This window comes from Myxococcus sp. CA040A, assembly GCF_013336725.1.
Taxonomy (GTDB): Bacteria; Myxococcota; Myxococcia; order Myxococcales; family Myxococcaceae; genus Myxococcus; species Myxococcus llanfairpwllgwyngyllgogerychwyrndrobwllllantysiliogogogochensis.
The window spans coordinates 16448-32194 of sequence record NZ_JABUMR010000020.1 but is presented as its reverse complement, the minus strand read 5'-3'; the positions used below and the strand labels follow the sequence as shown (position 1 = coordinate 32194).

The 15747-nt window shown below is 68.9% G+C and carries 12 protein-coding genes; 10 read left to right on the top strand and 2 right to left on the bottom strand.

The window, feature by feature from the left end:
- Nucleotides 1-105: 105 nt before the first annotated feature.
- The 9 genes from wzx to HUA75_RS44405 all read left to right on the top strand — a co-directional run bounded on the left by wzx (nucleotide 106) and on the right by HUA75_RS44405 (nucleotide 10072).
- Complete coding sequence (gene wzx, locus HUA75_RS44445) at nucleotides 106-1656, top strand: exopolysaccharide biosynthesis flippase (protein WP_246137633.1); 1551 nt, start codon at nucleotides 106-108, stop codon at nucleotides 1654-1656.
- Nucleotides 1657-1674: 18 nt separating this feature from the next.
- Nucleotides 1675-2313, top strand: coding sequence for an exopolysaccharide export protein EpsY (gene epsY, locus HUA75_RS44440; RefSeq protein WP_141647186.1), 639 nt, complete (start codon nucleotides 1675-1677; stop codon nucleotides 2311-2313).
- Nucleotides 2314-2316: 3 nt separating this feature from the next.
- Nucleotides 2317-3567, top strand: a complete 1251-nt coding sequence (gene epsX / locus HUA75_RS44435) for an exopolysaccharide export protein EpsX (protein ID WP_174460410.1) — start codon at nucleotides 2317-2319, stop codon at nucleotides 3565-3567.
- Between the two features lie 11 nt (nucleotides 3568-3578).
- On the top strand, nucleotides 3579-3755 hold the full coding sequence (locus HUA75_RS44430; RefSeq protein ID WP_174456159.1) for a hypothetical protein: 177 nt from the start codon (nucleotides 3579-3581) through the stop codon (nucleotides 3753-3755).
- Between the two features lie 29 nt (nucleotides 3756-3784).
- The gene (epsW, locus tag HUA75_RS44425) at nucleotides 3785-4189 is read left to right on the top strand and encodes an exopolysaccharide biosynthesis response regulator EpsW (protein WP_141647184.1); all 405 of its coding nucleotides are present in this window, start codon (nucleotides 3785-3787) and stop codon (nucleotides 4187-4189) included.
- Nucleotides 4190-4191: 2 nt separating this feature from the next.
- Nucleotides 4192-5703 carry a PCP family exopolysaccharide biosynthesis protein EpsV gene (gene epsV / locus HUA75_RS44420; protein WP_217446569.1) on the top strand — a complete coding sequence of 504 codons (1512 nt, stop codon included), beginning with the start codon at nucleotides 4192-4194 and terminating at the stop codon, nucleotides 5701-5703.
- Between the two features lie 22 nt (nucleotides 5704-5725).
- Complete coding sequence (gene epsU, locus HUA75_RS44415) at nucleotides 5726-6934, top strand: exopolysaccharide biosynthesis GT2 family glycosyltransferase EpsU (protein ID WP_141647182.1); 1209 nt, start codon at nucleotides 5726-5728, stop codon at nucleotides 6932-6934.
- A 162-nt stretch (nucleotides 6935-7096) separates the two neighbouring features.
- The gene (locus HUA75_RS44410; RefSeq protein WP_217446568.1) at nucleotides 7097-9190 is read left to right on the top strand and encodes a von Willebrand factor type A domain-containing protein; all 2094 of its coding nucleotides are present in this window, start codon (nucleotides 7097-7099) and stop codon (nucleotides 9188-9190) included.
- A gap of 102 nt (nucleotides 9191-9292) precedes the next feature.
- Nucleotides 9293-10072, top strand: coding sequence for a carboxypeptidase-like regulatory domain-containing protein (locus tag HUA75_RS44405; protein WP_174489909.1), 780 nt, complete (start codon nucleotides 9293-9295; stop codon nucleotides 10070-10072).
- Nucleotides 10073-10081: 9 nt separating this feature from the next.
- On the opposite strand, the gene HUA75_RS44400 is transcribed toward HUA75_RS44405, so the two are convergent.
- Nucleotides 10082-11494, bottom strand: coding sequence for a serine hydrolase (locus tag HUA75_RS44400; protein WP_174489908.1), 1413 nt, complete (start codon nucleotides 11492-11494; stop codon nucleotides 10082-10084).
- A gap of 211 nt (nucleotides 11495-11705) precedes the next feature.
- Between HUA75_RS44400 and HUA75_RS44395 the strand changes: the two genes are divergently transcribed.
- Nucleotides 11706-13904: a von Willebrand factor type A domain-containing protein gene (locus HUA75_RS44395; protein ID WP_174489907.1), complete on the top strand. Its 2199-nt coding sequence runs from the start codon at nucleotides 11706-11708 to the stop codon at nucleotides 13902-13904.
- On the opposite strand, the gene HUA75_RS44390 is transcribed toward HUA75_RS44395, so the two are convergent.
- Entirely contained in the window at nucleotides 13905-15602 is a 1698-nt protein-coding gene (locus tag HUA75_RS44390; RefSeq protein WP_174489906.1) for a DUF4091 domain-containing protein, read from the bottom strand.
- Nucleotides 15603-15747: the final 145 nt, after the last annotated feature.

Sequence of the window (15747 nt, the reverse complement as noted above, 5' to 3'; positions counted from 1 at the left end):
TTCCAGGCGGCCTGACTTCCTCGGGGGCGGCATTGACGCGCCGCTCCCGCTCGTCTTCTATGCACACGGGCTGGCCGGCCAATTGCCGGAGCGCCCGCTCCCACCGTGACGACCCACAGCGAATCCTCTCAGCATGACGCCCAGGAGCGTGAACGCTCCCATGAGGCGATGGGCGCGGTGCGCAACGGCCTGCAGCTCGGCGGCTCGCTGCTGGTGACGTATGCCATCGCCTTCGGCATCCGTCCCCTGCTGACGCACTACCTGTCCCCGGAGGCCTTCGGGCGCTTCAACTGGGCGGACAGCTTCTCCGCCATCTTCTTCATCGCGACCAATCTCGGCCTGGAGATGTACATCCGCAAGGAGGTGTCGCGCCGGCCCGAACACGCCAGCGACTTCTTCGGCGCCTCCATGCTGGTGCGGCTGGTGCTCACGGGCGTGTTGATGGGCGCGCTCGCGCTCGTCATGAACTACCGGGACGACCCGCCGGAGATGCGCGCGCTCGTCTACGTCTTCGGCGCCGCGCAGTTGCTCGTCATGTGCAACGCGTCCATGGCGGCGCTGCTGCACGCCAAGGGCAAGGTCGCCGGACTCTCCATCTCCAACGTCGTCACCAAGCTGGTGTGGGGCGGCGGCCTGTTCGCGGTCGGCGTCATGGGCCTGCCCCTGCCGTGGCTCGCGGTGCCCGTCGTCGCGTCGGAGGCCATCAAGCTGGCGGTGGGCTGGCACCTGGCGCGCCAGCACATGGGGCTGGTGTTCCGCGTGGACTTCCCCGCCACGTGGCGGGTGTTCAAGGCGGGCCTGCCCTACTTCCTCACCGCCGCGGCGCTCGCGACGAACGGGCGGCTGGACATCATGATTCTGGGGATGCTCGGCAACCACGAGGAGGTCGGCTGGTACAGCGCCGCGTGGAGCATCTCCAACGTCACCTTCGCCCTCAACCCCGTCATGGGCTGGGTGCTCCTGCCGCTGATGTCCCGCGCCGCCGCGCGCTCGGAAGAAGAGGTCAGCGCCATCGCCCGCCGCGCGCTGGAGGGCACGCTCGCCGTCACCGTCCCCATGATGATGCTCATCGTCATGGGCGCGCCCCTGTGGATTGGGCTGCTCGGCAAGGACTACTCGCTGGCCGTCAATCTGTTGCGGCTCCAGTCGCCCCTGTTCGTCCTCGCCTTCGTGACGATGACGTGCGGCGCCTGGCTCACCATGACGAACCGCGAGTGGTGGGTGACGGGCACCAGCATCTTCGGCAGCCTGCTGCTCAACCCGCTGCTCAACCTGATGCTGGTGCCGCGCATGCACGCGGCCTACGGCGACGGCGGCGGCGCGGCGGGCACCGCGATTTCCCTCCTGCTGATGGAGGTGGTCATCACCATCATCATGCTGGGCCGCATGGGCCGCTCCGCGGTGGACCGCCGGCTGCTCGTCAGGGTGGCCAAGACGGCGGTGGTCTGCGTGGCCATCGTCGCGCTGGACAGGACGGTGCTCCTCTCCCTGGAAGACTGGCCCCGGCTGGGCGTGGAGGCCACGCTGTATGTCTTCGGAGTCCTGGCGCTCGGCGCGGTGAAGCCGGGTGAAGTCCTCTCGGTGGTGAAGCTCGCGCGCCGCCGTGGCAACCCCGAACCGGAGCCGGCCGTCATCGCCGTCGCCCCCACTCCCTAGAGGAAACCGTCAGAGCCCATGTCGTCCTTGCCCCGCACCCATCGCCCCGCGCTCCACCTCCCGCCGCGCGTCCTCGCGTGCGCCGTGCTGCTCGTCGTGGCCTCCGCGTGCAGCGGGCTGGGCAAGTACACCTGGGTGGACGAGTACCAGGAGAAGCCGCCCCCGCCCGACGCCAGCTACCGCATCGCCGCGGGCGACTTGCTCAACATCCGCGTGTGGAACCAGGAGTCGCTCACCACGCAGGCACGCGTGCGCGACGACGGGCGCATCAGCCTGCTGTTCCTGGACGACGTGGAGGCCGCGGGCCACAGCCCCGCCATGCTGTCGCAGCAAATCCAGACGCGGCTGAAGGACTACATCAACCACCCCGTCGTCACCGTGGCGCTGGAGATGGCGCGCCCCATCAAGGTGACCATGGTGGGTGAGGTCAACCGCATTGGCCCGCTGGAAATCGACGTGGGCGCAAGCCTCCTGCAGGCCCTGGCCGGCGCGGGCGGCTTCACCGAGTACGCGCACCAGGACCGCATCTTCGTCATGCGTCACGAGGACGGGCAGGGCCCGCTGCGCATCCGCTTCCGCTACCAGGACCTCATCCACGCCGAGGGGCGCGCGCCGACTTTCCGCCTGCGCCCTGGTGACGTGGTGGTGGTGGAGTGAGCGGTGCTGGGGGCGGCGCTCACCGCGATGTGGCTGGAGGTCTCCTCCACCGCCATCACCTACACCGCGTCGGTGCGGGTGGACTCGCGCGTGCGCTCCAACGAGGACCCCGCCGAGGACGCGCCCTCCGTCGCCGGTGACACCGACTTCACGCCGATATTGGGCCTGGAGCGGCGCGAGGGGAACACCACCCTCCAGTTGGACTACGCCCCGCGCATCAGCCTGCGCGAAGTCACCGCCCAGGCGCGCACCGAAGTGCAGCACGTGGGCCGCTTCGCTGCCCTCTGGCGTCCCGAGCGCGGCCTGTCCTTCCGGCTGAGCGAGGAGCTGGTGGTGGGCAGCGTCAACCTGCTCACCACGGACGCGCTGCCGGACTTCGACCCGGACCCGATAGACCCGGACGGCCCGCTGCGCCCGCCCGTGGGCGGCGGTCCGCTCCAGCCGCTTCCGGAGACGGACACCGTCCACTTCGTGTCGTCCGCCACCTCGCTCACCGGCGAGACGAGCTGGCTGGGACGGCGCTGGCAGTTGTCCGCCACCACCGGCTTCTCCGTCAGCGGCGGCCTGGACGGCCCGGCCCGGGAAGCCGTCCCCCTCCAGTACGGCCCGCGCCTGGACACGTCGCTGAGCCACGCGCTGTCCTCGCTCAGCGCGCTGACGACGTCCGCCGCCGTCACGCACGCGCGCTTCTCCACCGGCGCCAACAACACCGTCGTGACGCTGACGGAGAGCTGGACGCGGCGGATGACGCGAAGGACCTCCGTCGAGGCCGGCGCCGGGGCCAGCATCGTCCGCTCCCTCACCGCGACGGGAGTCGACCCGGACCCCGGCGAGGAAGGCGCGGACGCAGGGCCCCGCACGGAGCTGCTGCCCAACCTCACCCTCGCGGTGGGCCACCGGATTCCCTCCCGCACCGCGGACTTCGACGGAAGGTTGGGGCTGCGAGTGTCTCCCTTCACGGACCGGCTGACGGCGCGCGTCTACCCTCGAGCGGACCTCACCGTGACGGGGACGTGGGCGCTGGGGCCTCGCGTGCGCGTGGCCACCACGGGCGGCACCGCCTTCGCGGTGGGCGGCGCGACAGGCGACCGGCTGGTGTCCGGCGGGGTGACGGCATCCTGGATTCTCAACAGTTGGATGTCGGTGGATGCCGACACACGCGGGACGTGGAGCCGCTCGCCCGAGTTGCCGGCGGCCCGCTTCCAGTGGGCGGCGGCGTTGGGCCTGTCGCTTCGTCAAACTGGTATCCTCTGAGTTCAAGGCCCATGGCGAAGCTCATCCTGATGTCCGTCCTCATCCTCACCATCACCCTCCCCGCGATGGCGGCGAGGGATGAGAATCCGATGAGGGGACTGAAGAAGGCCATCCTGTGGGTGATCCTCTTCAACGCGGCATACACCTACGGCGTCATCGTCTGGGTGCCACGGCTCGGCTTCCACTGAGCGCGACTGAGAAGAAAGGCTGACGACGGATGGAGCCCCAAATGCACACGGTTCTCCTGGTGGAGGACGCGCCCTTCTTTCGGAAGATGCTGGGCGACTACCTGCGTGCCATGGGATTCAAGGACGTGGTGGAGCTGCCCAATGGCCAGGCCGCGCTCAAGCACCTGGCGGGAGCGGCGCGTCCGGACCTCGTGTGTCTGGACCTGACGCTGCCGGATATCTCCGGCTACGACTTGTGCGAGCACATCCGCCGCACCGTGGGCATGGCGGACGTGCCGGTGCTGGTGGTGAGCGCGCGCGATTTGCCGGAGGACAAGGCCCACGCCGAGGAGGCGGGCGCCAACGGCTACCTGGGCAAGCCCTTCACGCAGGATGAGTTCTCCCGTCGGGTGGGCCAGCTCCTGAAGAGCGCCGCTGCGAGGAGGACGTCGTGACGATGCCGGCCCCCGGGCCACGGGGTCCGCGGGCTCCCGCCCCCGCTCCGCTGTACACGCCGGAGCGGGCGGAGACGAACGCGCCGTCGGACCTCATCGACTGGGGCTTCGCGATTGACGCGGTCTTCTATGTGAAGAACGCGGTGCTGCGACACTGGTTCCTGGCGCTGCTGGTGATGGTCGCGGTGTCGGGGCTGGCGGCGGGCGTCAGCAAAATCATGCCGCGCAAGTACCACGTCGAAACGCGGATGCTGACGCAACGCAACTTCATCATCGCCTCGCTGGCGAACCCGGGCCGCTCCATTCCGGTGGACGCGGACCAGCCCACGCGCGCGGCGTGGGAGATGGTGATGAAGACGGACAACATCAAGGCCATCGTCCGGGACGCGAAGCTGGTGGAGTACTGGGAGCTGCAGCGCTCGCCCATGAGCAAGCTGAAGGAGACGCTGCTGCGCAAGCCGCCGCCGCCCATGTCGGACGACGACAAGCGCGATGCGCTCACCGCCATGCTGGAGCAGGCCATGCTCGTCATGGTGGAGGGTGGCACGGGCACCGTCACCATCGGCGTGGACTGGAGCGACCCGCAGCTGGCGCTCAACATCGTGGAAGCGGCGCAGAAGAACTTCCTGGAGATGCGGCAGGCGGCGGAGATGGGCGCGGTGTCGGAGGCCATCACCATCCTCGACAAGCAGGTGATTGACGAGGGCGAGGGAATCAAACAGGCCATCGCCGCGCTGGACGCCACCGTGAAGCGCGTGGAGACGAAGCGCAAGCGCGACGAGGCCAAGGCCGCGACGCGCGGAGGCCGGAACGCGCAGGCGCAGGCGGGGCTGGGCATCAACACCAACCACCTGCTCGCGCAGATGCGGTTCATGGTGCAGACCAAGCGCCGGGCCATCTCCGACGTGGAGGAGTTCCGCGCACGGCGGCTGACGGAGCTGCGCAACCAGTTGGCCGAGCAGCGCGTCATCTACTCGCCGCAGCACCCGCTCATCACGGACCTGGAGCAGCGCATCATCGCGCTGACGGAGGACTCGCCGCAGTTGGTGGCGCTGCGCTCGGAGCTCAACGAGCTCATCAACGAGTACATGCGCAACGGCGGAGACCCGGGCGAGCTGGAGCAGGGGACGACGGGGCCGCTGTTGGGCGCGGCGGCGTTCGGCGGGCCGACGACGGCGGACAACCCGGAGGTGTCGGTGGCGGCGGACCGGGTGCGCATGCTGGTGATGCGGCATCAGGAGAAGATGCGGCGACTGGACCAGGCGAAGACGGAGCTGGAGATTTCGCGCGCGTCGATGAAGCACCGCTTCAGCGTGCTGGCGCCGCCGCAGTTTCCGGAGAAGCCGTCCAAGCCGAAGGTGCAGCTCATCCTCGCCGCGGGCGTGGTGGGTGGCATCGCCATGGGCATCTTCGCGGCGGTGGCGCTGGACATCATCCGTCGGCGCATCCTGGAGAAGTGGCAGGTGGAGCGAATCCTGAAGCTCCCGGTGCTGGCGGAGCTGGAGCGGCGCTGACGCGCGCTCGGGGGAGAGTCTCGTGACGGTGTGGACCTGGGTGGACCTGGCGCTGTGCGTGGCGCTGTTGCCGGTGGTGGTGGCGTGCGGCTACCTGCTGCTCCTGACGCTGCTGTCGTGGCGGCGCGCGGCGCCGGTGCCTCCCGCGCCCACGCGCAAGTTCGACGTGGTGATTCCCTCGCACAACGAGGAACTGGGCATCGCCCGCACGGTGGCGAACCTGTCCGCGGTGGACTACCCCGCGTCGCTGCGGCGCATCCTCGTCGTGGCGGACAACTGCTCGGACGCCACGGCCGAGAAGGCGCGCGAGGCGGGCGCCACGGTGCTGGAGCGGCACGACACGGAGAAGCGCGGCAAGGGCTATGCGCTCGCGTACGCCTTCGAGTTCAGCCAGAAGGACGGCTTCGCTGACGCCGTCGTCGTGGTGGACGCGGACACGGTGGTGTCCCCCAACCTGCTGCATGCGTACGCGCGGCGGCTCGCGGACGGCGCGCACGCGGCGCAGGCGCACTACGGGGTGATGAACCCGACGGCGTCGTGGCGCACGCGGCTGATGACGATTGCGTTGGGCATGTTCCACAAGGTGCGCTCGTCGGGGCGCGAGGCGATGGGCGTCTCCTGCGGCCTGCGCGGCAACGGCATGTGCTTCACGCACGCGGTGCTGCGCGAGGTGCCGCACGACGCCTTCAGCGTGGTGGAGGATTTGGAGTACGGCATCCGCCTGGGCCGCAAGGGCCACCGCGTGCACTACGCCTGGGAGGCGGAGGTGCAGGGGGAGATGGTCTCCGCGGAGAAGCAGAGCCGCTCGCAGCGCCAGCGCTGGGAGGGTGGGCGCAGCCAGATGCGCAAGCTGCACGGCTGGCCGCTCCTGAAGGACGCGCTGAAGCAGCGCAGTGGATTGCTGCTCGACCTGTCCATGGACGTGCTGGTGCCGCCCTTGAGCCAGTTGGTGCTCGCGGCGGTGGGCAGCGCGGTGGCGGCGTCGGTGCTGGTGTGGCTGTCGGGTGGCACTGCGGTGTGGGCGTCGGCGCTGGCGGGCTTCGGACTGATGAGCCTGGGCGCGTACGTGCTGCGCGGCTGGTGGGTGTCCGGCGTGGGGCCTCGCGGCCTGTTGGACCTGGCCTGGGCGCCCGTGTACGTGGTGTGGAAGGTGGGGCTGATGTTGCGCGGCCCCGGCGCGGAGAAGCGCGGCGAGTGGGTGCGCACCTCGCGCGAGGCCGAGCGTCCCTGAGGGGTTGATGTGCCGGGCCCTTCGGGGCTCGTGACGTCCGCTTCGTGCGGAAACCATGATGGAGCCTGGAGCCTCGCGTGCGATGCGAGGCGTGGGCTCTCTGGATGATGGCCACCTCTCGAAACGCAGGGGTGGGCTCTCGTGAACGCTGTCATTCCTCGGATGCTGTGTGGACTGCTGGCGCTGTTTGCCTCGCAGGTGCTGGCCCAGAGCAGCACCATCACCGGCACGGTCATCGACGCGCAGAGCCGTCAGCCGGTGCCCGACGTGGTGGTCACCGCGACGTCGCCCAATCTCCAGGGCGAACAGACGGTCATCACCGACGCCCAGGGCGAGTATCGCATCCCCCAGCTTCCTCCCGGCGTGTACCTCCTTCGCTACGAGAAGGAGCGGTACAAGCCCTATGCGCGGAGCGACGTGCAACTGCGGCTGAACCGCACCATCCGCGTCAACGTCGAGCTGCTCACCGATCCCCTCGGTGAGGTGGTGGAGATTTGCGCCGCTCCGGACATCGATGAGGGCTCCACGACCACGGGCGTCAACGTGGACCAGGAATTCATCAAGCGCATCGCCGCTCCCGGTTCGGGCGGCACGTCACGGTCCTTCGAATCCCTGGCCGAGCTGGCCCCGAGTGAAGAGAGCGACCAGTACGGCGTGCCCATCGGAGAGGCGCTCACCGTCGTGAGCGAGGCCCCTCGGTACAACTTCTCCCCCGCGATGCCCGGCATGTCGATGACGCTGCGGCTCCATCCCGTCCCGTCGGGGCAGCCTCTCAGGAGACTCCGGCGCGGCGAGCCGCTGACCCGCGCGCACTACTTCGACATGTACTTCAAGGGGTACGGCGTGAACCCCACGGTGGACACGGAGGACGAGCGCTTCTCCACCTTCTCCGTGGACACCGACACCGCCTCGTACACCCTGGCGCGCGCCTACCTGGAGCGCTCGTCACTCCCGGAGGAGGGGGCCGTGCGCGTGGAGGAGTTCGTCAACACGTTCGACTACGCCTATCCGGGCCCCGTCGAGGCCCCCTTCAACGTCCACGTGGAGGGCTTTCCCTCTCCCGCGCGCAAGGGCTACCAGGTGTTGCGTATCGGCGTGAAGGCTCGCGAGGTGAGCGACGCGCAGCGCAAGCCGAGCCACCTCGTCTTCGTCATCGATGTCTCCGGTTCGATGCAGGGAGACCAGCGGCTCGGGCTGGTGAAGCGGGCCCTGCTGTTGCTGGTGAACGAGCTGGACGCGCGAGACCGGGTCTCCATCGTCGTCTACGGCTCCGAGGCCCGGCAGGTGCTGCCTCCCACGAGCGCGGAAGACAAGGAGCGCCTGCTCACCGCCATCGACGGGCTGCACAGTGAGGGCTCCACCAACGCACAGGCGGGCATGGAGCTCGGCTATCGAATCGCCTCCGAGCACCTCCTCGAAGGGGGCATCAACCGCGTCATCCTCTGCTCGGACGGAGTGGCCAACAACGGCATCACCGACGCGGACGGCATCTGGTCGCGAGTGAAGAACTTCGCCGCGCAAGGCATCACCCTGTCCACCGTGGGCTTCGGCATGGGCCACTACAACGACGTGCTCATGGAGCGGCTGGCCCAGGTGGGTGAGGGCAACTACGCCTACGTGGACCGCCTGAAGGAAGCGCATCGCATCTTCGTGAAGAACCTCACGGGGACGCTCCAGGTGGTGGCCAAGGACGTGAAGCTCCAGGTGGAGTTCGACCCGAAGGCCGTCTCGCGTTACCGGCTGCTCGGCTACGAGAACCGGATGCTGTCCAAGGAGCAGTTCCGCGATGACCGCGTGGACGCGGGTGAGGTGGGCGCGGGCCACTCCGTCACCGCGCTCTACGAGGTGAAGCTGAACAAACCCTCGCCGAGCCTGGGCACGCTGCGCATCCGCTACAAGGCACCGGAGGGTGGGGACTCGAAGGAGCTGGAGACGAAGCTGGCTCGCGGTGCGCTCCAGGCCAGCTATGGGGCGGCGGCACCCACCGCACGACTGGCTTATGTGGCGGCGGCCCTGGCGGAGAAGCTGCGGGGTTCCTACTGGACGCGCGCGCTCACGTACGGCGCCCTGGTGGAGCTGTGGGAGGGCCTGGGCGCCCCCCTGAAGGCACGAGAGGACGTGAGCGAACTGGGCGGCCTCATCCAAAGGGCGGCCTCACTGGACCAGCGTCAGGACCTCTTCGAGTCGTTCGCTCCGGTGAAGTCGATGGACTTCGACCACGAACCCTCGGGGCCACAGGGCGTCGGGCTCGAATGAAGGACGTGCCGAAACCATGATGAAGCCTGGAGCCTCGCGTGCGGTGCGAGGCACGGGCGCTCTGGATGATGGCCACCTTTCGAATCGCAGGAGTGGGCTCTCGTGAACGCTGTCATTCCTCGGATGCTGTGTGGCCTGCTGGGGCTCCTCGCCTCGCAGGCGCTGGCCCAGAGCAGCGCCTTGGTCGGCACGGTCGTCGACGCACGGAGCCTCGAGCCCCTGGCTGGCGTGGTCGTTACGGTGACGTCGCCCACGTTCCTGGGCGAAATCGCCGTGCTCACCGACGCCCAGGGCACCTATCGCATCCTCGAGCTTTCGCCCGGCATGCACACCCTGGTGTTCCAGAAGGAGCCATACCAGCCCTTCATGCGCGACAACGTCCAACTGCGACCGAACCGCACCCGCCGCGTCAACATCGCGCTGCCGCTCGTCCCCATCGATGAGCCGTTGGAGGTCATCGGCAAGCCACCCCTCATCGACGCGGGAGCACGGAACACGTGCGTCAACATGAGCGAGGAGTTCGTCAAGTGCACCGACGTCGTCCGGCCGGTCGCGAGGGGCCAGGGCAACGACTCTCGCGCGACCAGGCGCAGGCCCGATGCCGAGGCCAGGCCCGAGCCCGTGAAGGAGGAGCCTCCCGTCATCCACGCGCCTCCTCGGTACAACTTCTCCCCCGCCATGCCCGGCATGTCGATGACGCTGCGGCTCCATCCCGTCCCCAGCGTCGAGGTCCCCAGAAGCCCCCGGCGCGGCGCTCCACCGAGCCGCACTCGCCTCCTTCGTCATGCACCTCCGAGGACGTCAGCGAGCCGCGTGACCTCCTCCGCGAAGCGGCCTCGGGGCACCTGCGCCAGGACCACTTCGAGTCGTTCACTCCGGTGAGGGGGCGCGCTAGTTCGGCCTCTCGCTCACGCTGAGGACCGTCACGCGGCCGTCCGGGATGAGCGCCACCCTGTAGACATGGGTGGCCGCGCCGAAGCGCACCAGGTACGTGTAGACGCGGTCATCGCCCACCACCTCCCGCTGGGCCAGCACCAGGGGCCCCGCGGCGCCAAGGCGCTCGAGCAGCTCGCGGAAGTGCGGCAGCGCCTCGTCGACGAGCCACTTCGGGGCATACGCGAAGCGGGCGCGGTCCACGGTCCCCATCCGTACATCCTCAAGCAACTCCGTGAGCTGGGCGGTGACTTGAGGCTCACCGTCCTCGATGGGCGCGAGCTTCGGCACGGCGAGCGCGGGGTTGACGATGGCGGCGATGCCCTCGACGAATCTCGCGGGGCTGGCCCGATTCGTGTTGGCCAGCACGATGATGGACAGCGAGTCCCCGAGGAAGCGGGAGTACACGGTGCGGAAGCCCTGCCATGCACCGCCATGCTGATGCAGGGGCTTGCCGTTGCGCTCCAGGAGCTGCCAGCCAAACCCATACGGCTGGGTGGCTCCGCTGTTGAGCCGCGCGGGGGACAGGATTTCGCGCCAGCTCTCCTCTCTCAACAGGGAACGCTGCTGCACGGCGGCGTCCCACGCCAGCATGTCCTTCAACGAGAAGTAGAGCGACCCATCTCCCGTGGTGTTGAGGGACTGGGAGACCCACGTCTGGTGCTTCACCTCGCTGCCCACCAGTCGATAGCCGGAGGAGCGGTTGGGAATGACGTCGGCCTCGCTGATGCCGCGCGCCGTCTTCATTCCCGCGGGCTTGAAGACCTTCGTGGCGAGGACTTCGCCGTAGGGCGTCCCCGCGACGCGATTCACCAGGAGCCCCAAAAGGACATAGCCGGAGTTGCTGTAGCTCCACCGCACGCCCGCCGGGAAGTCCAGGGGTAGCGCGTAGATGAACCGGGCGAACTCCTCGTCCGTGTAGTCCTTGCGCTCGTCGAGCTGGCCCTCCAGGTCCTGGATGCCGGAGGTGTGATTCAACAGGTGGCGCACGGTGATGGGCGCCCACGAGGCCGGAGCGTCGGGGAAGTACTTCGTGATGGAGTCCGACAGCGAAAGCCGGCCGGCCTCCACCTGGGCCATCACCGCCATCGTGGTGAACATCTTCCCCACGGAGCCTGACTGGAACAGAGTGTCCGTCCCCACGGGGACGCGGTGCTCCAGGTTGGCGGAGCCATAGCCCTTCGCCAGGACGACGCGCCCATGCTGCACGACGCCCACCGCGAGCCCCACCACGCCCTGACGCTTCTGCTCCGCGCGAACGAACGCGTCGATGCGCTCACGAAGCGAGCCCTGTGCCGCCGCGGGCCCCGCCGCGAGCAGCCCGACAAGGACGACGACGAACGCCGAGAAGGACCGCGAACCACGTCGCATGAAAGCTCCTGACCCAAGAGGACGCCGCACCAGAGCATCCTCGGCCTCCACTCGTGAAGAGGAAGGACGACACCGGGACAGGTCCTTGCCGCGTGAGAAGCATGTGGAGTGCCCCATGATGAAACGATGACTCAGCAAAGAGGCGCACGTGCGGTTCACGCGGTGCGACTCACGGACGATGGACACCTCTCCAAGCTCCGAGGTGGACGTCATGACGCCAGTCATTCGCGGTGTGCTGTGTGGCCTGTTGCTGCTGTTCGCCCTGCCCGCGCTGGCACGGAAGGCCACGGGCACCCTCATCGGCACGGTCATCGACTCACGCAGCCACAAGTCCCTCGTCGACGTGGAGGTGACCGCGACCTCGCTCCAGCAGTCTGGCTCCTGGTCGGCGAAGACCGACACCTGGGGCAGCTACCGGATGACCACGCTTCCACCGGGCGTCTACACCCTGCGCTTCGCGGGCAAGCAGTTCTATCCCAGCATCCGGCACCAGGTCCGCGTCCAGGCAGGGCGAACCCAGCGCGCCGACGCCAGCCTGCTTCCCGATGACTCTCGCGGCGAAGGCATCGAGGTCGTCAGGACGTCACCTCCTGGCACACGGCAAATCATCGACGTGGCAAGCACGGTGGCGGGCGTCAACGTGGACCAGGAGTTCATCAAGCGCGTCGCCGTCGCTCGGCCCGGAGCCCGGGGTGGACCCTCTCGCTCCCATGAGTCCCTCGCGGGCACAAGCAGCAACGAGGAGTACGGAGTCCCCGTCGCGAACCCCGGCCCCATCTCCCCCAACATCCCCAACACCAGCTACGGCATCGGTCCCGCCGGCCTCGTCGAGTCCCGCCGTGCCTACGGCGTCAACGGCCCACCGCCGGGCACGTCCGTCAGCCACGCCTCCGCTCCCACGCCTCCGGCGGCCACACCCGTTGCCCTCCCCGTTCCAGCGAGCCCGCCTTCCGAGACACCAGCGCCCCTCGTCCCGCCGAACGGCGCCCGGTTCCTCGACATGTACTTCAAGGGCCACGGGGTGAACCCCACGGTGAACACGGAGGAGGAGCGCTTCTCCACCTTCTCCGTGGACACGGACACGGCCTCGTACACGCTGACGCGTGCGTACCTGGAGCGCCAGGCCCTTCCCGACGAACAGGCCGTGCGCGTGGAGGAGTTCGTCAACACCTTCGACTACGGCTACGCGGACGCGGAGGACGCGCCGTTCGGCGTCCACGTGGAGGGCTTTCCCTCGCCCGTGCGCAAGGGCTACCAGGTGGTGCGCATCGGCGTGAAGGCGCGCGAGGTGAGCGACGCACAGCGCAAGCCGAGCCACCTCGTCTTCGTCATCGACGTCTCCGGTTCGATGAACATGGAGAACCGGCTCGGGCTGGTGAAGCACGCGCTGCGGATGCTGGTGGAGGAGCTCGATGAGCGGGACTTCGTGTCCATCGTCGTCTACGGCTCCCAGGCTCGCCGGGTGCTCGCGCCCACGAGCGCGACCCAGCAGGCCCGCCTGCTCGAAGCCATCGACGGGCTCTACAGCGAGGGCTCCACCAACGCGCAGGAGGGGCTGGAGCTGGGCTATCAAATCGCCTCCGAGCACCGCATCCCGGGAGGCATCAACCGCGTCATCCTCTGCTCGGACGGCGTGGCCAACGTCGGCGTCTCCGACGCGGATGGCATCTGGGCCAAGGTGAAGGGCTTCGCCGCGCGGGGCATCACCCTGTCCACCGTGGGCTTCGGCATGGGCAACTACAACGACGCGCTGATGGAGCGGCTGTCCCACGTGGGCGAGGGCAACTACGCCTACGTGGATGGCCTGAAGGAAGCGCACCGCATCTTCGTGCAGAACCTCACCGGCACGCTCCAGGTGGTGGCCAAGGACGTGAAGCTCCAGGTGGAGTTCGACCCGAAGGACGTGTCCCTCTACAGGCTGCTCGGCTACGAGAACCGGATGCTCACGAAGCAGGCGTTCCGCGATGACCGCGTGGACGCGGGCGAGGTCGGCGCGGGCCACTCCGTCACCGCGCTCTACGAGGTGAAGTTGCGCGAGGGCGCCTCCGACCTGGGCACGCTGCGCATCCGTTACAAGGCGCCGGAGGGTGGGGACTCGAAGGAACTGGAAACGAAGCTGCCCATCACCGCGCTGCGGGCCAACTATGCCCGGGCCAGGTCGACGACGCGCCTGGCCTATGTGGCGGCGGCCTTCGCGGAGAAGCTCCGAGGCTCCTACTGGACGCGCCCGCTGACGTACGCCTCCCTCCTGGAGCTGTGGCGGGTCGTGGGCCTGGAGGACCGTCAGGACGTGAGCGAGTTGGGGGACCTCATCCGCATGGCGGCGGCGCTCGACCAGCGGCAGGACCGCTTCGAGTCGCTCGCCCCCTTGAAGAGCATGGACTACGACCAGGCGCCCTCGGTGCTCTAACTAGCGCTCTCGCGCGCGCAGCTCCAGGTAGCGTCGGATGAGCCTGAGGCGGGCGCGCTCGAACAGCGCCCCGTCGTCGGGCACCGCCCACGCGTGGGGGATGAGCTGCTCGGCGACCTGCATCGCGAACCCAGGGTCGCCCGCGTCACTCACCCGCTGGAGCCACTCGTAATCCTGGAGGCCCTGGCGGATGAGCTTCAACCGGATGGACGGAAGCGGAACCTCCGTGGTGCCTCCGATGACCGATGTCAGCCCCGGATAGAAGAGCGTGCCGTCCCCGTTGCCGTTGAAGCGGAACTGAGTGGTCCACGCCGTGGAGAGCAGGCCCACCGTCTGGTAGTACAGCTCACCGGTGGCGCCCATGCGGAAGGTCAGCCACTGCATGCCCCGCGCCTTCGCCGCCGAGCGGTCCACCATGTACGAGGGCCAGCCCTGCCCCGGCTGGTTCTCCGGTGGCGGCGGCTCGCCCTCCACACAGCCGTGGCTCATGCAACTCTGATACAGCCAGAGTTCTCGATTCGGCCTGGCGAGGAAGGCGTCGTACTTCGGCCGCTGGTTGCCCTCGTACGGAGGCTGCGTCCCGTCGATGAAGTTCACCAGGACGCTGAGGATGTCGATGTCCTCGATGAGTCCATGCGCCTGGGTCTCCGTCACGGTGGTGGTGAGGAACGTGCGCAGGTCCGGCGCGGCGGCGCGCGTGAGCCGGGCCCGCTCCGTGACGGCCTCCCAGGACGTGCCATAGGGCGGCTCGTCACCCACGTAGTCGAACGAGCGGCTCAGCCAGCCTCGGGTGCGGGCCTCTTGCTCGAACTCCGCGAGGTCCGGCGCGGTGCCGGGCCCCAGGTACTGGAGGCTCGTCATGCGCGCACCGGGCAGCGGGTTCGGCGCCGAGCCGTCGAGGAACGGGCCCCAGCGCGCATCGAAGGTGTCGTAGTCGGGCAGGTCCCAGGTGGGCTGCTCGGGGAGGCGGGGGAACGCGCTCGCCAGGGTGAAGCGGTGGGAGAGCGCCAGTTGGTGGAACTGCTTCAACAGGCGCACCTGGGTGTCCACGGGACAGCTCGGGTCGCCGGTGAAGGCGCGGCAGACGTGGGGCGGCCACAGCAGGAAGGCCGTGCGCAGGGAGGGCGTGCTGGACAGCGTGGCCTCCACCACGGTGACGCGGACCTTCACGTACTCGCGCAAGCCCCGGCCCGTCACCTCGACGAGGCCGTGGTAACGCCCGGGGCGCGCATCCTCGGGCACGTGCACATCCACCCAGAGGCCCCGAGCCTCCCGGGCGGGGACATCGAATGGGAAGGCCGAGCGCTGCTCACCGACGACCTCGTCCACGTCCGGAATCAACCCGTCCGGCCAGCGCCCCGGCTCCGTGTCCGGCGGGGTGGGCCGGGTGATGTCCAGGAGGGCCTCGCGATAGAGGAGGATGTCCGGTCCGTCGATGCGCCGCAGGCCGTTCCAGAGGGCGGGCAGCCGGGCCCGGACGTCCCTCAGGCCCGAGGTGCCTCCGTGAAGGCCCACCTGGAAGGAGAGGTATTCGTTCCGGGCGCCGACCAGCTCCACCTCCCGTTCGACCCGAGGCTGCGTCTGGGGCCGTATCTTCACCATGGAGCTCTCGGCCCAGACGGGGCCGGGGCGGGGATGGGCGGCGGAGACCCCGGACAGCACCAGCGACAGGATGAACCCCTGGATGAGCAAGCGCATGGAACGGAAGGCTAGTGAGTCCAGGGCACCCCGGAGGATTCACTCCGGACGGAAGGTCGGCTTTCACACGCTGCGCCCGGGTGTCGGGCCGGGCTGCCCCCGGGTGGATCCACCCCACCGAGTCCTCCTCCGTGACGAAACCATG